Raw genomic sequence first — 23,438 nt, forward strand, 5'->3', positions numbered from 1 at the left:
CCCCACTGATCCAAGCCGCCCCCCGCCGGACCCATCGCCCGAACAGAAGGATCACCCGATGCCCCGCGCCACCAGAGTCTCCAGGCTCACCGGCCTGCTCGCCTCCGTACTCCTGCTCACGGCGACGGCGGTCGCCTGCGGCTCCGCCGACAGCGGCTCCGACTCCGCCTCGGCCGGTTCCACGGGCTCGTCCGCGTCCGCGGGCGCCTACCCGGTGACGATCGCCCACAAGTACGGCAGTACGACGATCAAGTCCGAGCCGAAGCGGATCGTGACGGTCGGCCTCACCGACCAGGACGCGGTCCTCGCCCTCGGCAAGGTCCCGGTCGGCACGACCGAGTGGCTGGGCGGCTACCAGGGCGCGATCGGTCCGTGGGCCCAGGACAAGCTGGGCAGCGCCGCCGCGCCGACCGTGCTCAAGGACACCGGCACCGGCCCCCAGGTGGAGAAGATCGCGGCGCTCAGGCCGGATCTCATCCTCGCCGTGTACGGGGGGCTGACCAAGGCGCAGTACGAGAGCCTGTCGAAGTTCGCGCCGGTGGTGGCCCAGCCGAAGGAGTACAACGACTACGGCGTGCCGTGGCAGCAGCAGACCGAGGAGATCGGCCAGGCGCTCGGCAAGGCCGACGAGGCCAAGACGCTGGTCTCGGGCGTCGAGGCCGAGTTCGCGGCGGCCAAGAAGGCCAACCCGGAGTTCGCCAAGGCCACGGCGGTCATGGCGACCCCCTATCAGGGCGTCTTCGTCTACGGCAGCCAGGACCCGCGCTCCCGGCTCCTGTCCGACCTCGGCTTCTCGCTGCCCAAGGACCTCGACAAGGTGATCGGGGACCAGTTCGGCGCCCAGATCAGCAAGGAGCGCTACGACCTGCTCGACCAGGACGTGGCCGTATGGATCGCGCCGGACACCACCACCTCGGTCACCAAGCTGCACAGTGACCCGATCTACGGCGATCTGAACGTGGTGAAGCAGGGCCGCGAGGTCTACATCAAGGAGACCAGCGACTACGGCAACGCGGTGTCCCTGTCCACCGTGCTGAGCATTCCGTACGTCCTGGACCGCCTGGTGCCGCAGCTGGCGGCGGCGGTGGACGGCAAGACCGCGACGAAGGTCGAACAGCCGGCGTCGTAACGCACACGAGGGGGGCAGGTCCGGGAAGACCGGACCCGCCCCCCCTTTTTTTCGTCTGTCAGGAGCCGTCGACGAGGCTCCTGGGCCGCAGGTCCGTCCAGTGGGTCTCGATGTGGTCCAGGCACTCCTGCCGGGCGGCCGGGCCGTGGACGACCGTCCAGCCCGCCGGGACGTCCACGAAGTCGGGCCACAGGCTGTACTGGCCCTCGTCGTTGACGAGGACGGTGTAGACGCCGTCGGGGTTCTCGAACGGGTTGCTCATGTCAGCGGGTCCTTGCCTCTCGGTCTGTTCGGTGGGTCTGTCCGGTGGGTGCGGTCGGTCAGTTCAGTTCGTCCGCGCGGACTACCAGCGCCTCCAGCGCGCGGAACCAGGTCTCGGCCAGCGCCCGTACCGCGTCCTCGGTGAGGAGTCCGGCCGCGTACGCCCAGTGGGCGCTGAGTTCCGGCCCCTCGGGGCGGTCCTCGGTGAGGGCGTTGAGGGTGAGGGCGTGGGACATCGGCATGCCCGGGTCGGCGTCGAGGTCGGCGGCCGACTCCTCGGCGGCGTAGGACCAGTCGGCGGCGGCCGGCCGGTCGAAGCGGCCCATGTAGTTGAACTCGATCTGCGGTTCCCCCAGTTCGGCGAGGAGCGGACCGGTCACGGGGTTGAGGTGGCGCAGCAGGCCGTGGCCGATACCGGCCGTGGGGAGGTCGGTGAGGTGCTCCCGGATCCGGGCCACCGCCCCGTCGAGCGCGGCCCCGCCCGCGAGGGCGTCCGGGCCGGCCGCGCCCGGGTCGAGCCGTACCGGGACGACGCTGGTGAACCAGCCGATCGTACGGGACAGGTCGGCGTCGCCGGCGAGTTCCTCCTCGCGGCCGTGGCCCTCCAGGTCGACCAGGACCGGGCCGCCGGCGTGCTCCGCGCCCAGGGTCCGGGCCCGCCAGTCGCCGACGGCCAGGGCGAACGCGGTGAGCAGGACGTCGTTGACGCTCGCCCCGAAGGCGGCCGGGGCCCGGCTGAGCAGCGGGCCGGTGACACCCGCGGGCAGGGTCAGGGAGAGGTAGCGGGTGGTGGCGACGGTGTCCCGGGCGGGGTCGAGGGGGCGGGCCAGGGGCAGTCCGGCGCCCTCGGCGAGAGCGGACGTCCACCACGGCAGCTCGTCCTCGGCGGCCGGGTCGGCGGCGCGGGCGCCGAGCAGCCGCGACCAGCGGGCGAACGACAGCTCCACCGGGGCCGGTTCGGGGGTACGGCCGCCACGGACGGCCGCCCAGGCGGTGGCCAGGTCGGGCAGCAGCACCCGCCAGGAGACGCCGTCGATCACCAGGTGGTGGACGAGGAGCAGCAGCCGCCCGGGGTGGCCGGGACCGGCGTCGAACCAGACCGCCCGCACCATCGCCCCGGCGTCCGGGTCGAGGCCCGCCAGGGCCGGGCGCGCGTGGCGGGCGACGGCGTCCCGCAGCGCGGTCTCGTCGGCCACGGAGTCGCGCACGTCGACCCGGGTGAGCCAGGTCCGCACGTCGGTGTCCGGTGCGGCCGGCACCCACAGGGCGGGCTCCGGTGCGCGCACGAGCCGGGCGCGGAGCATGTCGTGCCGTGCGGCGAGCGCCCCGAGCACGGCCAGCAGGCCGGGTTCGGTGAGGTCGGCCGGGGTGCGGATCAGGGCCGCCTGGTGGTAGGCGGCGAGCGGGCCGCCGCGGTCGATCAGGGCCCGCATGATCGGGGTGAGCGGGACGCTGCCGGTGCCGTCGTCGTGGGTGGTGTGCCGTTCGCCGGCGCCCAGCGGGACGGCGACGGTGGCGAGGGCGGCGACGGTGCGGTGCTGGAAGACCTGGCGGGGCGTGATCCGCAGGCCGCCCGAGCGGGCCCGGGCGACGAGTTGCATGGCGACGACGCTGTCGCCGCCGAAGGCGAAGAAGTCGTCGTCCGTGCCGACGGCTTCGGCCGGCAGCCCGAGGGCGTCCGCGAACAGGTCGCGCAGGGTGTGCTCGGTGTCGTTCTCCGGGGCCCGGCCGCCGCCCGCCGCGGTGAAGTCGGGGGCGGGCAGGGCGGCCCGGTCGAGCTTGCCGTTGGACAGCAGCGGCAGCCGCTCCAGCACGACGACGGCGGCCGGGACCATGTAGTCGGGCAGGGTGGCCGCGGCATGCGCCCGCAGCTCCGTACCGTCCGCGCCGTCGGCTTCGACGACGGTGTAGGCGATCAACTGCCTTGTCCCGGGCCGGTGTTCGCGGGCCACGACGACGGTCCCCGCGACCGCCGGGTGGGTGTCGAGCGCGGCCTCGATCTCGGCGAGTTCGACGCGGTAGCCGCGGATCTTGACCTGGTCGTCGGTGCGTCCGGCGAACTCCAGCAGGCCGTTCTCGGTCCAGCGGGCCAGGTCGCCGGTGCGGTACATCCGCTCCCCCGGTGCCCCGAAGGGGTCGGCGACGAAGCGTTCGGCGGTGAGTTCCGGGCGGCCGAGGTAGCCGCGGGCCAGGCCCGGCCCGGACAGGTACAGCTCGCCGGTGACGCCGGGCGGGACCGGGCGCAGGGCGGTGTCCAGGACGTAGGCGCGGGAGTGGTGGACGGGGCGTCCGACGACCGGGCGGGCGCTGTCGCGGACCCGGCCGACGAGGGCGTCGACGGTGGCCTCGGTGGGGCCGTAGAGGTTGACGGCCTCGGTGTCCGGGAGCGCGGCCAGCCGGTGCCACAGGGACTCGGGTACGGCCTCGCCGCCGAAGCCGACCAGCGCGAGCGGGCAGCCGCCGTCGGGGCCGATCAGGCCGCTGTCCGCCATCCGGGCGAGCAGGGACGGGGTGACCTCGATGAAGTCGATGCCGTGGTCGCGGACGAAGGCGGCGAGGAGTTCGGGGTCGCGGCGCGTCTCGTCGTCGGCGATGTGCAGCGCGTGCCCGTCGAGGAGCCACAGTTGCGGCTGCCAGGAGGCGTCGAAGGAGAACGACCAGGCGTGTCCGACCCTCAGGTGCCGTCGCCCGGTGCGCTCCTTGGCCAGGTCGTGCAGGTCGTGGCGGTGGCTGTGGAAGAGGTTGGCGACACCGCGCTGGGTGACGACGACCCCCTTGGGGCGGCCGGTGGAGCCGGACGTGTAGATGACGTAGGCGGGGTGGTCGGGGCCGGGCGGGGTGGGCTCGGCCTGCGGGAGGCCGTCCGCCGGGGCGTCCAGGGGCAGGACCGGGACGTCGGTGGCCGGCAGCGCGGCGGCGGTCTCCGTGGTGGCGAGGAGCAGCGCCGGGCGGGCGTCGGCGAGCATCGCGGTCAGCCGGGTCTCGGGCAGGTCGGGGTCGAGGGGGAGATAGGCGGCGCCCGCCTTCATCACCGCGAGGATGGCGGCGATGTGGTCGGCGGTGCGGGGCAGGGCGAGCGCCACGATCCGCTCGGGGGCGACGCCGTGCCCGGCCAGGGTTCGCGCCAGCTCGCTGCTGCGGGTGTCGAGTTCGGCGAAGGTCCAGGTGGTGCGGCCGTCGGTGACGGCGACCGCGTCCGGGGTGCCGGCGGCCTGCGCGGCGAACAACGCCGGTACGGTGCGCAGCCGTTCGGCCGCCGGGAGCGCCGTGTCGTTCCAGGTCTCCAGGACGGTGTGCCGGTCGGCGGGGCCGAGCAGGTCGAGCCGGCCGACGGGGCGGTCCGGGTCGGCGGCCATGCCGGTGAGGAGACCGGTCAGGGCGTCCGTGATCCGCCGTACGGTGGCCGCCTCGAACAGGTCGGCGCGGAACTCGGCGGTCACCCGCAGCCGTTCGGCGGGTTCGACGGCCCAGGCGAGTGGATAGTGGGTGGAGTCCGCGTGGTCGCGGACGGTGACGCGCGGCGCGTCACCCGTCTCCTCGTCGGTCTCCGCCACCGGGTACGACTCGAACACCACAAGCGTGTCGAAGAGTTCGCCCAGTCCGGCGGCGCGCTGGATGTCGGCGAGGCCGAGGTGCTGGTGGGCGATGAGCCGGGACTGCTCGTCCTGGAGCCGCTCCAGCAGGGCGGCCGTGCTCTCCTCGGGGGGCACCCGTACCCGTACCGGGACGGTGTTGATGAACAGGCCGATCATCGCCTCGGATCCGGCGAGTTCGGGCGAGCGGCCGGCGACGGTGGCGCCGAACACCACGTCCTCGCGCCCGGTGAGCCGGCCGAGCAGCACGCCCCAGGCCGCCTGCACCAGGGTGTTGACGGTGACGCCCCGGCGCCTGGCGAACGCCTCCAGCTCCGCCGTGCGGACGGCGTCCAGCTCCACGGTGTGGGTGCCCGGGACGGCGGCGGCCCGGTCGGGGTCGGCGGGCGCCAGCCGGGTGGGCTCGGCGAGACCGGCGAGGGCCTGGGACCAGGCGGCGGTGGACGCGGCCGGGTCCTGGGCGGCCAGCAGCCGCAGGTGCGCGCGGTAGGGGGCGGCCGGGGCCGGGGTGCGGCCCGCGTAGCGCGCCCACAGTTCGGCGGCCAGCAGCGGCAGTGACCAGCCGTCGAGGAGCAGGTGCTGGTGGGAGAGGACCAGCCGGTGCCGGTCCTGGCCGACCCGGGCCAACAACAGCCGCAGCAGCGGCGGGCGTTCGGGGTCGAAGCGGCGCCGCTCCTGGGCGAGCAGCCGGGTCCAGTCCTGCGGTTCCCCGGTGAGGTCGAGCTGCCGCCAGGGCAGCACGGCGGTGCGCGGTACGACGGCTACGGGCCGTCCGGAGGACAGGTGCCTGAAGCCGCTGCGCAGGTTCTCGTGGGCGTCGAGCACGGCCTGTGCGGCGGCGCGCAGCCGGTCGGCGTCCAGGGGGCCGTCCAGGTCGTAGGAGACCTGGACGGTGTAGACGTCGGGCCCCTCGTCGCCGGAGTCCAGGGCCGCGTGGAAGAGCAGGCCGGCCTGGAGCGGGGAGACGGGCAGGACGTCGGCGCCGGCGGGCAGGGCGGCGAGTTCGGCGCGCTCGCTCTCGGTGAGGTCGAGCAGGGCGGTCTCGTCCCGGCGTTCGGCGGCGGCCGTGGTGGTGACCGTGGCCAGCCCGGCGGCCGACTTGTGCCGGAACACGTCCCGTGGGCTGAACGCCAGCCCGGCGGCACGGGCCCGCGCGACCAGCTGCATGGCGACGATGCTGTCCCCGCCGAGGGAGAAGAAGTCGTCCTCGACACCTACTCGTTCGAGTCCGAGCACCTCGGCGACGAGACCGCACAGGGTCTCCTCCAGGGGGGTGCGCGGCCGGGTGCCGGTGACCTCGGCGGCGAAGTCCGGCGCGGGCAGGGCCCGGCGGTCCAGCTTGCCGTTCGGGGTGAGCGGCAGGGCGTCGAGGGTGACCACGGCGGCCGGGACCATGTGGTCGGGCAGCGACCGGGCGGTGTGGGCGCGCAGTTCGGCGGGGTCCGCGCCGGATCCGGCGGGCACCACGTAGGCCACGAGCCGTTCGTCCCGCGCCACGACCGCGGTGTGCGCGACGGCCGGGTGGGCGGCGAGCACGGCCTCGGTCTCGCCGGGCTCGATCCGGAAGCCGCGCAGCTTGACCTGGTCGTCGGTGCGGCCGAGGTACTCCAGTTCGCCGTCCGCCGTCCAGCGGGCCAGGTCGCCGGTGCGGTACATGCGGCTGCCCGCGGGGCCGTACGGGTCGGCGGCGAACCGCTCGGCGGTCAGCCCGGGGCGGCCGAGGTAGCCGCGCGCCAACTGGACGCCGGCCAGGTACAGTTCGCCGGCCACACCGGGCGGTACGGGCCGCAGGGCGCCGTCCAGGACATAGGTACGGGTGTTCCACACCGGGCGGCCGATGGGCACGGTGGCCGGGTCGGCGGGCACCTCGTGGGCGGTGACGTCGACGGCGGCCTCGGTGGGGCCGTACAGGTTGTGCAGGCGGGTGCCGGGCAGGACCTGGTGGAAGCGGGTGGCGAGCGGGGTGGGCAGTGCCTCGCCGCTGCACATCACCTGGCGCAGCGCGGTGCGCCGGCCGGCGGCGGGCTCGTCGAGGAAGGCGCGCAGCATCGACGGTACGAAGTGGGCCGTGGTGATGCGCTGCCGCTCGATCAGGCCGGCGAGGTAGACCGGGTCCTGGTGGCCCTCGGGGCGGGCGACGACCAGGGTGGCGCCGGTGATCAGCGGCCAGAAGAACTCCCACACGGACACGTCGAAGCCCGCGGGGGTCTTCTGCAGTACCCGGTCGTCCGCGTCGAGGTGGTAGGAGTCCTGCATCCACTGCAGGCGGTTGGCGATGCTCCGGTGCGGGACGGTGACGCCCTTGGGGCGGCCGGTGGATCCGGAGGTGTAGATGACGTAGGCGGGGTGGCGGGGGTCGTAGGCGGTGGGCAGCGGGGCCTGGGCCGGGTCGGCGGGGGTGCCGTCGGCGTCGACCGCGAGGCGGGGCACGCCGGTGTCCGGGAGGGTGACGCCGTCGGTGGTGACCAGGCAGACCGGCCGGGCGTCGGTGAGCGTGTACGCCAGCCGCTCGGCCGGGTAGCCGGTGTCCAGGGGCAGATAGGCGGCGCCCGCACGGTGCACCGCGAGCAGGGTCACCACGAGCGCGAGGGAGCGCGGAAGAGCGACGGCGACCGTCGCCTCGGCTCCCGCCCCGTGCGCGGCGAGGGTGTGGGCGAGCCGCTCGACCCGCTGGTCCAGTTCCGCGTAGGTGAGCGAGGCGTCCTCGAAGACGAGCGCGGTGGCTCCTGGGGTGCGGGCCGCCTGGGCCCGGAACAGCTCCGGGAGGGTGAGGTCCGGGACGTTCCGGGCGGTGTCGTTCCAGCCGGTGAGGACGAGCGCGCGTTCCTCGTCGCGCAGCACGTCCAGGGTGCCGACGCGGCGGTCCGGGTCGGCGGCGACCTGCGCCAGCAGGGATTCCAGGCGGCGGGCGAGGAGTTCGGCGGTCCGCCGGTCGAAGAGGTCGGCGCTGTACTCGATCCAGCCGTCGATGTGCTCGTCCTGCTCGACGAAGTCGAAGCTGAGGTCGAACTTGGCGCTGTCCTGGCCGACGGTCTCGCGGCGGACCGTGAGGCCGGGCAGGACGGGTGCGTCGCCCTGGCCCGCGAGGTGGACGACCATCACCTGGAACAGCGGGTGCCGGGCAAGGGAGCGTTCGGGGTTGAGGGCCTCCACCAGCCGCTCGAAGGGCAGGTCCTGGTGCTCGTAGGCGGCCAGGTCGGTCTCCCGGACGCGGCCGAGCAGCTCCGCGAAGGTGGGGTCGCCGGACAGGTCGGTGCGCAGCACCAGGGAGTTGACGAAGAAGCCGACCAGGTCTTCGAGGCTCTCGTCGGAGCGGCCGGAGACCGGGGCGCCGAGCGGGATGTCGTCGCCGGCGCCGAGCCGGTGCAGCAGCGCGGCCACGGCCGCCTGGGCGACCATGAACATACTGACGCCGTGCTCGCGGGCGAGTCCGCGCAGGGCATGGGCCAGGGCGGCCGGGACGGTGAAGCCGGTGGTGCCGCCGCGTCCACCGGGTTCGGCGGGGCGCGGCCGGTCGGTGGGCAGGGTCAGCTCGCCGGGCAGCCCGCGCAGGGTCTCGGTCCAGTGGGCGAGCAGCCGGGGCTCGGTCGCGGCCAGCAGGTCGCGCTGCCAGAGCGTGTAGTCGGCGTAACTCGCACGCAGTGGAGCCCAGTCGGGGGTCCGGCCCGCGGTGCGGGCCGCGTAGGCGGTGGAGAGGTCGGCGAGCAGCGGGCGGTCGGACCACTCGTCGGTGGCGATGTGGTGCAGCAGGAGCAGCAGGACGTGCTCGTCCGGGGCCGCCCTGAACAGGGCGGCCCGGATGGGGAGTTCGCGCTCCAGGTCGAAGAGGTGCGCGGCCTGCTCCGTTAGGTCCTCGAACGGGGCTGTGACCAGCGGGACTTGGACGTCCGCCGGGTCCAGGACGTGCTGGTGCGGGACCCCGTCGACCGCCGGGAAGACGGTCCGCAGCGGGGTGTGCCGGGCGGCCACGTCGTTCAGGGCGGCCTGGAGGGCCTCGCGGTCGAGGAAGCCGGTCAGCCGCCAGGCCGACGGCAGGTTGTACGCCGTGCTCGCGCCCTCCACCTGCGCGAGCAGCCACAGCCGGCGCTGCGCCGAGGACAGCGGCAGCGGTTCGGGACGCGGGCGCGGGTCGGCGAGCGCGGGTCGGGCCGCGCCGCCGGAGGTGTCCGTGCGGGCGGCGAGCGCGGCCACCGTGGGCGCCTCGAAGACCGAGCGGACCGTGAGGTCGGCGCCGAGCACGGTGCGGACGCGGCTGACCAGACGCATGGCGAGCAGCGAGTGGCCGCCGAGCGCGAAGAAGTCGTCGTCCACGCCGATCCGTTCGAGGCCCAGGACGTCGGCGAACAGGGCGGCGAGGATCTCCTCGTGCGGGGTGCGCGGCGGGGTGCCGTCGCCCGCGCCGGTGGTGAACCCGGGGCCGGGCAGGGCCTTGCGGTCGAGCTTGCCGTTCGGGGTGAGCGGCAGTACGTCCAGGGTGACGTAGGCGGCCGGGACCATGTGGGCGGGCAGCGCGGCGGCGGCGTGGGCGCGCAGTGCGGTCGCGTCCACCACCGGACCCGCGTCGGGAACCACGTAGGCCACGAGTGCCTGGTCGCGGACGGCGACCGTGGCGTGCGCGACGGCCGGGTGGGCGGCGAGCACGGCCTCGATCTCGCCGAGTTCGACCCGGAAGCCGCGCACCTTCACCTGGTCGTCGGTACGGCCCAGGTACTCGACCGTGCCGTCCGCCGTCCAGCGGGCCAGGTCGCCGGTGCGGTACATGCGCTCCCCCGGCGCCCCGAAGGGATCGGCGACGAACCGCTCGGCGGTCAGCCCGGGCCGGTCCAGATAGCCGCGGGCCAGCTGTACGCCCGCCAGATACAGCTCGCCCGGGACCCCGGGCGGCACCGGACGCAGACCGGCGTCGAGGACGTGGAGACGGGTGTTCCAGACCGGGCGGCCGATCGGCACGCTGGTCGCGCCGGGACCGATCTCGATCGCCGTGACGTCGACGGACGCCTCGGTCGGGCCGTAGAGGTTGTGCAGTTCGGCCGGGACCACCTCGTGGAAGCGCCGGGTCACCGCGGCCGGCAGGGCTTCGCCGGAGCACATCACCCGGCGCAGTCCGGTACAGTCGGCGGCCGTCGGCTCCTCCAGGAACAGCTGGAGCATCGAGGGCACGAAGTGGACGGTGGTGACGTCCTGTTCGCGGATCAGCCGGGCCAGATAGGCGGGGTCGCGATGGCCCTCGGGCCGGGCGACGACCAGCGTGGCCCCGGTGATCAGCGGCCAGAAGAACTCCCACACCGACACGTCGAAGCTGGACGGGGTCTTCTGCAGCACCCGGTCCCCGGCGTCGAGCCGGTACGCGTCCTGCATCCACAGCAGCCGGTTGACGATCCCCTCGTGCGGGACGACCACGCCCTTGGGGCGGCCGGTGGAGCCCGAGGTGTAGATGACGTACGCCGGGTGGCGGGGATCGTACGAGGCCGGCAGTTCGCCCTCCGGTCCGGTGGGCAGGGCGTCGCGGATCACGCACACCGGGCGGGCGTCCTCGACCATGAGGGCGAGCCGGTCGGCCGGGTAGTCCGGGTCCAGCGGCAGATAGGCGGCCCCGGCGCGGTGCGCGGCGAGCAGGGCGACGACGAGGTCGGCCGAGCGCGGCAGGGCGACGGCGACGGTCCGCTCCGGGGCCGCGCCGAGGCCGGCCAGGACCCGGGCGGTGTGCTCCACGCGGGCGTCCAGCTCCGCGTAGCTGAGCCGCTGTTCCTCGAAGACGAGGGCGGTGGCGTCGGGGGTGCGGGCCGCCTGGGCGCGGAACAGCTCGGGCAGGGTACCGGAGGGGACCGGGTGGTCGGTGGCGTTCCAGTCGGTGAGGACGCGGGCCCGCTCGTCCTCGTCCAGGACGTCCAGGTCCCGTACCCGCAGGTCCGGCTCGGCGGCGGCGCGGGACAGGAGCCGGACCGCGCGGGCGGCCAGGCGCTCGGCCGTGGTGTGGTCGAAGAGGTCGGTGGCGTACTCCAGGAGCAGGACCACCCGGTCGGACTCGTCGACGTAGGTGAAGTGCAGGTCGAACTTGGCCATGCCGGTGTCCATGTCGAACCACTCGGTGGCCAGGCCCAGCACGTCGGGGTCGCCGTCGGGACGGAAGTGGTAGCCGAGCATGACCTGGAAGAGCGGGTTGCGGCCGGCCACCCGCGGCGGGTTGAGGGCCTCCACGACGCTGTCGAAGGGCAGGTCCTGGTGCTCGAAGGCGGACAGCGACGACTCCCGTACCCGGGCGATGAGCTGACGGAAGGTCACGTCGCTGCCGGACAGGTCGGTGCGCAGCACGAGGGTGTTGACGAAGAAGCCCACCAGGTCGCCGAGCGCCTCGTCGGTGCGGCCCGCGATGGGGGCGCCGAGCGGGATGTCCTCGCCGGCGCCGAGCCGGTTGAGCAGGGCGGCGGTGGCGGCCTGGAACAGCATGAACATGCTCGTGCCGGTGGCGGTCGTGAGGTCGCGCAGGGCGAGTCCGGTGGCGGCGGGCAGCTCAAGGCGGACCTTGCCGCCCCGTCCGGTCGGCCCGGCGGGGCGCGGCCGGTCGGCGGGCAGGGTCAGCTCCTCGGGCAGCCCGCGCAACGCATCACGCCAGTACGCGAGTTGGGCCTCTCCGGTGGCGTCGAGCAGCTCCCGCTGCCACAGGGTGTGGTCGGCGTACTGCACGGGCAGCGGCGCCCAGTCCGGGGCCGTACCCGTGCGGCGGGCCGCGTAGGCGGTGTCGAGGTCGGCGAGGAACGGCCGGTCGGACCACTCGTCGGTGGTGATGTGGTGCAGGACGACGGCCACCACGTGGTCGGCGGCACCGAGCCGGAACACCTGGCAGCGCAGCGGGAGTTCGGCGGTGAGGTCGAAGGGGCGGCGCTGGACCGCCTCGATCAGCGTGGGCAGGTCGCCCTCGGAGGCGTCGGTGACGGTGAGGGCCGGGTCGGCCTCCTCGGCGGGGACGATCCGCTGGTACGGCTCGCCCTCGTGCGAGGGGAACACCGTGCGCAGGGCCTCGTGGCGGCCCGCCACATCCCGCAGGGCGGCGCGCAGGGCCTCGGTGTCCAGGTCGCCACGCAGCCGGAAGACCAGCGGGAAGTTGTAGGCGACACCGCTGCCGGTGATCTGCTCGACGAGCAGCAGCCGGCGCTGGGCCGGGGACAGCGGGATGCGGTCGGGCCGGTCGGTCACGGGGGTGACGGGCGGCCGGGCCGGGCTCGCCTCGCCGACCCGGGCGGCGAGCCGGGCCGGGGTGGGTGCCTCGAAGAGGTCACGGATGGCGAGTTCGGCACCCAGCTCGGTGCGGGCGCGGCTGACCAGCCGGGTGGCGAGCAGCGAATGGCCGCCCAGGTCGAAGAAGTTGTCCTCGGCGCCGGCCTCCGGCAGCCCGAGCACCTCGGCGAACAGGCGGCACAGCACCTCTTCCTGCGGGGTGCGGGGGCCGCGCCCGCCGCCGAGGGCGACCGCGGGTTCGGCCTCGGGCAGGGCGCGGACGTCGAGCTTGCCGTTGGCGTTCATGGGCAGGCCGTCGACGGTGACGAAGGCGGCCGGGACCATGTACTCGGGCAGTTCGCGGCCGAGGTCCTCGCGCAGCCTGCGGATCAGGGCACTGGTCTCGCGGGCGGCGGTGGGGTCGTTGGCGTACGGCCCGGTACCGCCGCTGGAACGGAACAGGCCGCCAGTGAGGCGGTGTTCGGCCGTTTCGGCCGTTTCGGCCGTTTCGGCCGTGATGAAGACGGCGTCGTACGTGCCGGTCCGTGCCGACCAGGTGGTCAGCACCCGGTATCCGGCGTCCGCGCCGAGCGCGTGCAGGGTCTCCGGGTCGACGCCGTCCTCGTCCGTCCGGCCGTCCGGGATGCCGGTCACCCGCAGGGCGGCGGCCCGCTCGGCGCGCGAGCGGCCGCCGAGGTGGCCGGTCAACTGGCCGCCCTCCGCAAGGAGTTGGCCGACAGCCTCGGAGGTCCAGCCGCCGCGGGCGAGTTCGCCCACGGTGTGGGCGGTGGTCCACCGGACCGTCGGGGCCTCGTCGAGGCGGACGTCCGGCTCACCGGCGTACAGGACGACGTCGTAACGGTGCCGGGTCAGTTCGTTGTGGTGGCGGCCGCGCTTGGTGCGCAGGTCGACACCGTGGCCGAGGGTGGTGAAGAAGTCCGGGTCGACCAGGAGTTCCTTCTCCAGGCGCAGACCGCGCTCCACCGCCCGCTCCAGCTCGGCCTCCGCCGTGCCCCGGGCCTGCTGGATCTCGGTGTGGAAGGTGCGGGCAAGGCGCAGGTTGCGGACGTCGCCGACGAACAGGGCGCCGCCGGGAGCGAGCAGTGCCATGGCGCCGTCGATGACGGCGGTGAGGTACTCGATGCTCGGGAAGTACTGGATGACGGAGTTGATGACGATCGTGTCGAAGTAACCGGTGGGCAGGCCGCTGAGATCGTCGGCGGGACGGCAGCGCAGCTCGACCCTGGCCGCCAGCTCCGGGTCCCGGGCGCGCAGTTCGGCGCCGATCTTGCGGATGACGGGGGCGGCGAAGTCGGTCGCCCAGTAGGCCTCGGCGTCCGGGGCGAGCCGGGAGAGCAACAGGCCGGAGCCGACGCCGATTTCAAGGACGCGGCGCGGGTTCAGGGCGCGGATGCGGGCGAGGGTGGCCTCGCGCCACTCGTGCATCTGCTCGAAGGGGATGGGCTGTCCGTCGTAGGAGCTGTCCCAGCCGTCGTACTGCTCGGTGAAGACGGCGGTGCCGATCTCCTCGTACTCGTCGGAGTAGATCTCCTGCCACTCGCCGACCTGGGCGGCCTCGGCGGCGGTGCGTTCGGCGGTGCCGACGCCGGAGGGCACGACATAGCCGACGAGGCGCTCGTCGCGGACGACCACGGCGGCCTGGGAGACCAGCGGGTGGCGGCTGAGGGCGGTCTCGATCTCGCCGGGTTCGATGCGGTAGCCGCGGATCTTGACCTGGTCGTCGGTGCGGCCGAGGAAGTCGAGGTTGCCGTCGGGGCCCCGACGCACCAGGTCGCCGGTGCGGTACATGCGCTCTCCGGGCGTCCCGAACGGGTCGGCGACGAACCGTTCGGCGGTCAGGCCGGGGCGGTCGAGATAGCCGCGGGCCAGGCCGATGCCGGCGATGTACAGCTCGCCGGGGACGCCGTCGGGCACCGGGCGCAGCCAGGTGTCGAGGATGTGGGCGCGGGTGCCGCGGATGGGCTTGCCGACGGTCGGGGTGGCGCTGTCGAGGGTGCCGCCGCCGAGGGTGTTGATGGTGTACTCGGTGGGCCCGTACAGGTTGTAGCCGTAGGTCCCCTCGGTGTCGCGCAGGGCCGCCCAGACCGTCTCCGGGACCGCCTCGCCGCCGAGCAGGACGAGCGGCGGGACATGCCCCTCCAACAGGCCCTGCTCGATGAGGAGCCGGGCGTAGGTGGGCGTCACGTTGACGACGTCGATGCGGTGTTGTTCGCAGTAGGCGACCAGTGCCTCGGCGTCACGGCGCAACTCCTCGTCGCAAACGTGCACTTCGTGGCCCTCGACCAGCCAGAGCAGCTCCTCCCACGACATGTCGAAGGCGAAGGAGACGGTGTGCGCGATCCGCAGCCGCCGGCCGCCGGCCGCCGCGATGGCCGGTTCGAAGATCTCCTTCTGGTGGTTGAGCTGCATGTTCGTCAGGCCCCGGTAGGGGGTGACGACGCCCTTGGGGCGGCCGGTGGAGCCGGAGGTGTAGATGACGTAGGCGGGGTGTTCGAGGCTGAAGCAGCGGAGCACGGGCGTGTCCGGCAGCCCGGCCAGCTCCCCCTTCGTGGCCGGGTCGTCGAGCAGCACCCGGGCCATGTCGCCGTCCAGCGTGGCCGATACGGCCGTGTTGCTGAGCAGCAGCAGGGGGCGGGCGTCGGCCAGCATCAGGGAGAGCCGGTCGGCCGGGTGGTCCAGTTCCAGCGGCAGATAGGCGGCACCCGTGCGCAGCACGGCGAACAGGGCGACGACCATGTCCAGGGAGCGCGGCAGGGCCAGGGCGACGACCCGCTCGGGGCCCGCGCCGCGCTCGATCAGCAGCCGGGCTGTGCGGTTGACGGCCGCGTCGAGTTCGGCGTAGGTCAGGGTGCGCTCGCCGAAGACCAGGGCGCGGGCGTCCGGGGAGCGGGCGGCCTGGGCGGCGAGCAGGTCGGCGATGGTGTCCTCGGGGTCCGCGACCCGGCCGGCGGCCCACTCCTCGCGCAGCGCCGTGTGTTCGGCGGGCAGCAGCGGGTCCAGGGAGCCGACGGGTGCCGTCAGGTCGGCGGTGAGACGGTCGAGGAGCAGGGCGAAGCGGTCCAGGAGGGCCTGTGCGCGGTCCGCGGGGACCAGGTCGGGCCGGTGGGTGAGGGTGACCGCGATCCGGCGGCCCGGGGTGACGACGAGGTTGGCCGGGTAGTGGGTGGCGTCGACGTTGGCGACGGCGACGACGCCGTGCCGGGTGCGCAGCTGGGCCAGCCGGTCCTCGGTGTCGTTGTTGCGGAGCACGAACAGGGTGTCGAAGAGCTTGCGGTGCCCGGTCTCGGCCTGGAGCACGCCGAGGCTGAGGTGCTCGTAGGGCATCAGGTCGAGCCGTTCGCCCTGGATGCGGCGGAGGAGGCCGAGGACCGGCTCGGCGGGGTCGAAGGCGATCCGGGTGGGGACGGTGTTGAGGAACAGCCCGATGATGTTCTCGACGTCGTGGACCTCGCTGGGCCGCCCGGCGACGGTGGTGCCGAACACGACGTCGGGGCGGCCGGTGGCGGAGGCGAGGGTGAGCCCCCAGGCCGCGTTGAGCAGGGTGTTCAGGGTGAGGCCGTGGACGCGGCCGGTCTCCCGCAGCCGGTCGCCGAGTGCGGCGGTCAGGCGTACGTCGAGCTGGTCGGGGATGACCGGTTCGAGACCGTCGGCGGCTGTCGGGGCGAGCAGGGTGGGCTCCTCAAGGCCGCCCAGGGCGGTGCGCCAGGCGGCGGTGGCGGCGGCGTCGTCCTGCTGGTCCAGCCAGGTCAGGTAGTCCCGGTAGCTGCCGGGCGTGGCCAGGGCGGAGGCGTCGCCGTCCGTCTCGTACAGCGCGAACAGCTCGTCGAGGAAGAGCCAGGCCGACCAGCCGTCCCAGAGGATCAGGTGGCGGCCGATGACGAGCCGGTCGCCGCGCTCGGCGCCGAGCCGCAGCAGGAGCAGCCGGAACAGCGGGGGCGCGGACAGGTCGAACCGCCGGTTGCGCTCGGCATCGGTCAACTCCCTTACATCCAAGTCCTGTTCGTCGGCCGGGAGGTGGGCGAGGTCGACCTCCTCCAGCGGGATCTCCGGGTCCTCGACGATGAACTGCACCGGCTGGTCCAGGCCCTCGCTGGTGAAGCCGGCGCGCAGCCCGGGGTTGCGGTCGAGGAGGGTGCGGACGGCGGCGCGCAGCCGGGCCGCGTCCAGCGGGGTGGCGAAGTCGAAGGTCTCGTGGACGGTGTAGACGTCCAACGCGCCCTGGTCGTAGGCCGAGTGGAAGAACAGGCCCTCCTGGAGGGGGGCCAGCGGCCACACGTCGGCGACGGCCGCCGGGGCGGCGAGGGCGCGGATCCGCGCGTGCTCGGCGTCGGTGAGGGTGAAGGCGGCGGTGGCCGGAGTGGCGGCCGTGGCCGTGCCGGCGTTGGCCGCGAGGGCGGCGGGCGTGCGGTGGGTGAACACGTCGCGCGGGCTGAGGTCCAGGCCGGCGGCGCGGGCCCGGCTGGCGACGCCGATGGAGCTGATGCTGTCGCCGCCGAGCCGGAAGAAGTCGTCGTCCGGGCCGACGTCGGCGATGCCGAGGACGGCCGCGAAGATCCCGGTGAGCTGCCGCTCCAGGGGTCCGGCGGGCTCGCGGCGGGCGGCGCGTCCGGTCTCGGGGGCGGGCAGCGCGGCCTGGTCGAGCTTGCCGCTGGGGGTCAGCGGCAGGTCGGTGAGGACGACGTACGCCTCCGGGACCAGCGGCGCGGGCAGCGCGTCGGCGAGCGCGGCGCGCAGCTCGGCGGGGTCGGCGACGGCACCGGCCGCCGGGACCGCGTAGGCGACCAGGCGCTGGTCGCGGACGACGACGGCACCGCGCGCCACCGCCGGGTGCCGGGTCAACGCGGCCTCGATCTCGCCGAGTTCGATCCGGTTGCCGCGCAGCTTGACCTGCCGGTCGGTGCGGCCCAGGTAGTCGAGGGTGCTGTCCGGGCGGCGGCGCACCAGGTCACCGGTGCGGTACATCCGGGCGCCGGGGGTGCCCGCGTAGGGATCCGCGACGAAGCGGTCGGCGGTGAGCGCGGCCCGCCGGTGGTAGCCGCGGGCCAGCTGGACGCCGGTCAGGTACAGCTCGCCGGGCACACCGTCGGGCACCGGGCGCAGGCAGGAGTCCAGCACGCGCAGGCCGGTGTTCCACACGGGCCTGCCGATGGGCACGGTGGTGTCGGGTGCGCCGTCGAAGGCGTGGTGGGTCACGTCGACGGCGGCCTCGGTGGGCCCGTACAGGTTGTGCAGCGGTACGCCGGTCAGCTCGTGCCAGCGGGCCGCCGCCCGTCCGGGCAGGCCCTCGCCGCTGCTGAAGACGCGGCGCAGGCTGGCCGCCCAGGACGGGTCCGCGGTGACCTCCTCGGAAGCGAGGAACGCCTCCAGCATCGACGGCACGAAGTGCGTCGCCGTCACCTGCTCGGCCCGGATCAGCCGGGCGAGGTAGGAGGGGTCGCGATGCCCGTCGGGGGCGGCGAGGACGACGGCGGCACCCTCGTGCAGCGCCCAGAAGAACTCCCAGACACTGACGTCGAAACTGGCCGGGGTCTTCTGCAACACCCGGTCGTCGTGGCCGAGTTGATACGCACCCTGCATCCAGGCGAGCCGGTTGCCGATGGCGCGGTGGGTGACGACGACGCCCTTGGGGCGGCCGGTGGAGCCGGAGGTGTAGATGAGGTAGGCGGGGTGGTCGGGGGTGAGCGGCGCGGACGGGGGTGCGTCGGGGACGTCCTCGTCGTCCTTGTCGTCCTCGACGTACAGGATGTCCAGGCCGCCCGTGTCCGGCAGGCGTACGGCGTCCCGGGCGGTGGTGACGACGGTCCGGGCGCCGGAGTCGGTGAGCATGTACGCGATGCGGTCGGCCGGGTAGTCGAGGTCGAGCGGCAGATAGGCGGCGCCCGACTTGAGCACGCCGAGCAGGGCGACCATCAGCTCGGCCGAGCGCGGCACGGCGACGGCCACGAACTGCTCGGGTCCCGCTCCCCGGGCCCGCAGCCGTCGGGCCAACGCCTCGGCACGGACGTCGAGTTCGGCGTAGGTGAGGGTGGTGTCGGCGAAGACGACGGCGGTGGCGTCGGGGGTGCGGGCGGTCTGCGCGGCGATGGCGGCGGGCAGGGTGACCGCCGGTACGGCCTGCCGCTCGCCCTCGGGGTGGGTCCGCTCGGCCGGGATCAGCAGGTCGAGGGCGGCCACCGGGCGTGCGGTGTCCTCGGCGAGGGCGTCCAGGACCAGGGTGAGACGGTCGGCGAGGGTCCCGGCGGCGTCGGCGGAGAGCCGGCCGGCGTGGTGCTTGAGGCGCAGGTCGAGTCGGCGGCCGGGCTTGACGACGAGGGCCAGCGGATAGTGCACGGCATCGTGGAAGGCGTGCCCGGTCAGCCGGACGGTGCCGGTGGGGTCGGTGAGGTTCGCGTTGGCTGGGTAGTTCTCGAACACCACGAGGGTGTCGAAGAGTTCGCCGCCGCCCGCGTGCCCGGCGGCCCGCTGGATCTCGGCGAGGCCGAGGTGCTGGTGGTCCAGCAGAGCGCTCTGCTCCCGCTGGAGCCGCTCCAGGACGCCGCCGAGGGTGTCGGCGGGGGCCCAGCTCAGGCGGGTGGGCAGGGTGTTGATGAAGAGGCCGACCATCGACTCGATACCGTCCACGGCGGCGTCACGGCCGGATACGGTGGTGCCGAACAGCACGTCCTGACGGCCCGTAAGACCGGCCAGGAGCAGACCCCAGGCGGCCTGGACGACGGTGCCGAGGGTGACTCCGTGCTCGCGGGCGCGGGCGGCGAGGCGGGCGGTGGTGCGCTCGGGCAGCTCGATGCGGATCTGGGCGGGCTCGATCCGCCCGGCGGCGGGGGTCTCGACCAGGCGGGTGGGCTCGTCGATCCCGGCCAGGGCGTTACGCCACGCAACCCGTGCGGCCTCGCGGTCGGCGCGTACGACGCGGGCCAGGTAGCCGCGGTACGGGGCGACTTCGGGCAGCGCGGTGGGCTCGGCGCCGTAAAGGGCGAGGAGTTCGCGGTGCAGGACGGGCAGCGACCAGCCGTCCGCGACGATGTGATGAAACGTCAGGATCAGTCGGTTGCGGTCCGGGCCGAGGCGGACCAGGGCGCAGCGCAGCAGCGGCGGCTCGGCGAGGTCGAAGCGGCGGGCGCGTTCGTCGGCGGCGACGGCCTCGGCGAGGCCCGCGCGGACGGCGGAGTCCTGGGCGGCGAGGTCGACCTCGCGCCACGGCACGTCGAGGCCGGTGGCGACGATCTGGACGGGGCGGCCGCCCGGGAGCTGGCGGAAGCAGGCGCGCAGCGGGGCGTGCCGGTCGAGCAGCCGCTGGGCGGCCTGCCGCAGCAGGTCAGCGTCGACGGGTCCGGCGAGTTCGATCACCTGCTGGACGACGTAGGCGTCGTGCTCGCCGCCGTCCACCAGGGCGTGGAAGAAGAAGCCCTCCTGGAGCGGGCCGAGCGGCAGGACCTCGGCGACCGTGAGCGGGTCCCGGCCCTGGAGCGCGGCGAGTTCGTCGGCGGTCGGCGCGGCCCAGGGCAGCTCGGCGCTGTCGTCCGCGTCGGCGGCGGTGCGGGCGACGGTGGCGAGCTGGGCGACCGTACGGTGCCTGAACACGTCGCGCGGGGTCAGCTCCAGGCCGGCCCGGCGGGCCAGGACGAGCAGCTGGATGGCGACGATGCTGTCGCCGCCGAGCGCGAAGAAGTCGTCGTCGACGGTGACCGAGGGCACCCGCAGGGCACGCGCGTACAGGTCGCACAGCAGGCGCTCGCGCTCGGTGCGCGGGGCGCGGCCCGAGCTGAGCAGGCCGTAGTCCGGGACCGGCAGGGCGGCGGAGTCGAGCTTGCCGCTGGGGGTGACGGGCAGCCGGTCCAGCGGCACCAGGGCGGCCGGGACCATGTACTCGGGCAGGAACTCGGCGGTGTGGGCGCGCAGTTGGGCCATCAGCGCGGTGACGTTGCGGAACGGCGCCGGGCGGTTGGCGTGCGGGTGGTGCTGGGCGGGGCGGTAGAGCGGGCCGAGCGGGGTTTCGTCGCCGAGGGCGAACACCGCGTCCAGGCTGCCGTCGTCGGCGTCCGCGGTCCAGGTCAGGGCCGCCCGGTAGTCGTGCCGGGCGGCGGTCTCGTGCAGGGCCTCGGGGTCGACGCCGGCACCGCCGGTACGGCTGCTGTCGTCGAGGGTGCCGAGCGCGGCCAGGTCGGGGGCGAGGCGGGCGTTGGGGATGCCGGTGACGCGGAGGCGGGCCGGTCGGTCCGATGCGGTGAGCCGCTCGGCGAGGGCCTCGGGGGTGCCGAGCGCGGACCAGGGGACCTCGGTGGTGGAGTGGGCGGGGACCTCGGTCGCGGTGTCGGCTGAGGTCTCGGTGTCCGGGCGCAGGACGACGTCGTAGCGGTAGCGGGTCAGTTCGTTGTGGTGGGTGCCGCGCTTGACCCGTACCTCGGCGGTGAAGCCGTCCAGGGCCGCGAAGTAGTCGGGGTCGACGAGGAGTTCGCCCTCCCAGGCCACGGCCCGGTCGACGGCGGCGCGCAGTGCGTCCTTGTCGTCCGTACGGGCCCGGCCGGTCTCGATGGCCGCGTTCAGGGTCCGCAGCAGCCGCAGGTTCCGTACGTCGCCGACGAACAACGCGCCGCCGGGCGCGAGGAGCCGGGCCGCCGAGCGCAGGACGCCGGTGAGGTAGTCGGCGCCCGGGAAGTACTGGATGACGGAGTTGACGACGATCGTGTCGAAGGAACCCTCCGGCAGGCCGGTCAGCTCGTGTGCGGGCCGGGCCAGCAGGGTGACCTTGCCGGCCAGCTCCGGTACGGCGTCGACCTGGGTGCGCAGGGCGTGTACGGCTTCCTCGGAAAGGTCGGTGCCGACGTACTCGGCGCAGTCGGGGGCGATCCGGGAAAGCAGCAGACCGCTGCCGACGCCGATCTCCAGGACGCGGCGGGGCCGCAGCTCCCGGATCCGGGCGACGGTCGCGTCCCGCCACTCGCGCAGGTCGGCGAGCGGGATGGGCAGCCCGTCGTACATGCTGTTCCAGCCCGCGAAGTTCTCCTCGAAGCCGTCCGAACCGGCGGCGGAGTAGAGGAGTTCGTGCAGGTCCTTCCAGTCGGACACGGCCTCGTCGGCCTCGGCCGCCGCGTCCAGGGAGGGCACGACGTAGGCGGCGAGGCGGCGGTCGCCGGGGCGGTCCTCGCGGACCACCACGGCGGCCTGGTCGACGGCCGGGTGGGCGCGCAGCACCGACTCGATCTCGCCGGGCTCGATACGGAAGCCGCGGATCTTGACCTGGCTGTCGGCGCGGCCGTGGAACTCCAGCCGTCCGTCCGCCTTCCAGCGGACCAGGTCGCCGGTGCGGTAGAGGCGCTCGCCGGGCGCGCCGAACGGGTCGGCGACGAACCGCTCGGCGGTCAGCGCGGGCCGGCCGAGGTAGCCGCGGGCGAGTCCGGCGCCGCCGAGGTACAACTCCCCCACGACACCGGCCGGTACCGGCCGCAGCCGGTCGTCGAGGACGTGGGCGCGGGTGCCGGGGTCGGGGACGCCGATGGGCACGATGGTGCCGGCCGGGGTGTCCGGGTCGCACCGGCCGAGCGTGGAGTTGGTGGTGGCCTCGGTGGGGCCGTAGGCGTTGAACATCATCCGGCCGCGCGCGTACCGCCCGACCAGCTCCGGCGAGACCCGCTCGGTGCCCGCCAACAGGGTCGCCGTGGGAGGGAGTTGAACATCGTCCGGCATGGCGGCGAGCAGCGCGGGCGGCAGGATCATGAAGGTGATGCCGTGCTCGTTCGCGTAGTCGGCGAGCGGTGCGCCGGGCACCCGGCGGTCTGCGGGTACGACGACCAGCCGGCCGCCGGACAGCAGGCCGAGGCACAGGTCCCAGAAGGCCACGTCGAAACTGGGCGAGGCGAACTGCAGGACCCGGCTGTGCGGGCCGATCCCGAACCGTTCGCGCTGGGTGGCGACCAGCTTGGCGACACCGGCGTGGGAGAGCACCACGCCCTTGGGACGGCCGGTGGAGCCGGAGGTGTAGATGACGTACGCCGCGTGCGCGACGGTCAACTCGGCTGCCGCCGCGGGGTCGTGGGCGGGGAACCCGGCGAGTTCCGCGCGGGTCTCCGGGGCGTCGAGGACCAGCGGGTCCTGGTCCGGCGGCAGGTCGGGGACCGTCTCGGCGGTGGTGACGAGGCAGACCGGCCGGGCGTCCTCCAGCATGTAGGCGATGCGGTCGGCCGGGTAGTCGGTATCGACGGGCAGATAGGCGGCGCCCGCCTTCAGCACGGCGACCTCGGCCACGATCATGTCGGCCGAGCGCGGGACGGCGAGGGCCACCACCTGCTCGGGACCGGCCCCCCGGGCCACCAGGGCGTGCGCCAACCGGGCGGCTCGGGCGTCGAGTTCGGCGTAGGTGAGGCGGACGTCCTCGTGGATCAGGGCCACCTCGTCGGGGCGGGCGGCGACCTGGTCGGCGAACATGCGCGGCCAGGTGAGCGCGGGCACGTCGTGCGCGGTGTCGTTCCACTCGGCGAGGATCCGGTGCCGTTCCTCCTCGCCGAGGAGTTCCAGGGCGGCGACCGGGGTGTCGGAGCATTCGAGGGCGGCGGCGAGCAGGGTGGCGTAGTGGCCGAGGATCCGGTCGACGGTGGCGGTCCCGAAGAGGTCGGCGTCGTAGTCCGCGCGCAGTTCCCCGTCGGCCACGGACAGCGCCAGGTCCAGCGGGCCGCCCTCGTCCCAGGGCGCGGTGCCGAAGCCGGTGGCGCACAACAGGGTGCCGCCGCGGCCGGGTTCGGGAGCGAGCAGTCGTAGCAGGTCGGCGGTCGGCAGCCGGTGGGCGGCGGCCTCCGTACGGGCGGCCGTGACGCGTGCGCGCAGCTGGGCGAAGGACAGGCCGCCGGTCACCGTCAGGCGCAGCGGGAGCCCGTCGTACGCGACCGTCAACTCGGTCGCCGCGGCGCCGCCGTAGCGGTGCAGCAGGGCGGCGAAGGCGGCGAGCCGGGTCGCCTCGTCGGCCGCGGTGCCCGACGCGACCGTGCGGCGGGCCGGTCGGCGCCGCTCCTGCGACCGCGGCGGGTGGGGGAAGTCGAGCGGCAGCGCGGTCTCCGGTGCCGGTGCGGCGAACCTCTGCCGCCAGTAGTCCTCGGTGGTTGTCACCCTCGTCGCCGAACTCGCAGAAGCCGCCGAACTCGCCGAAGCCGAACTCGCCGAAGAAGGTGCGGAAAAACGCGTGTTGCCCGACACAGCTGCCCGTGCCTCCCCATAGGTGTGGAACGGCT

The 23,438-nt window shown here is 74.3% G+C and carries 3 protein-coding genes; 1 reads left to right on the top strand and 2 read right to left on the bottom strand.

Translation table 11 applies throughout. The features are described from left to right. Positions 1-58: 58 nt before the first annotated feature. Positions 59-1,129 (top strand): iron-siderophore ABC transporter substrate-binding protein, encoded by a 1,071-nt coding sequence (locus ACGFZQ_RS47230; protein ID WP_393845710.1) that lies wholly within the window; start codon positions 59-61, stop codon positions 1,127-1,129. A 58-nt stretch (positions 1,130-1,187) separates the two neighbouring features. Here the strand turns inward: ACGFZQ_RS47230 and ACGFZQ_RS47235 are convergent, their stop codons facing one another. Together ACGFZQ_RS47235 and ACGFZQ_RS47240 are read right to left on the bottom strand one after the other, a co-directional pair. Then, on the bottom strand, positions 1,188-1,391 hold the full coding sequence (locus tag ACGFZQ_RS47235) for an MbtH family protein (protein WP_382530196.1): 204 nt from the start codon (positions 1,389-1,391) through the stop codon (positions 1,188-1,190). A 58-nt stretch (positions 1,392-1,449) separates the two neighbouring features. Further along, on the bottom strand, positions 1,450-23,316 hold the full coding sequence (locus ACGFZQ_RS47240; protein WP_393845711.1) for a non-ribosomal peptide synthase/polyketide synthase: 21,867 nt from the start codon (positions 23,314-23,316) through the stop codon (positions 1,450-1,452). Positions 23,317-23,438: the final 122 nt, after the last annotated feature.

The sequence above is a fragment of the Streptomyces sp. NPDC048254 genome (assembly GCF_043201895.1).
Taxonomy (GTDB): Bacteria; Actinomycetota; Actinomycetes; order Streptomycetales; family Streptomycetaceae; genus Streptomyces.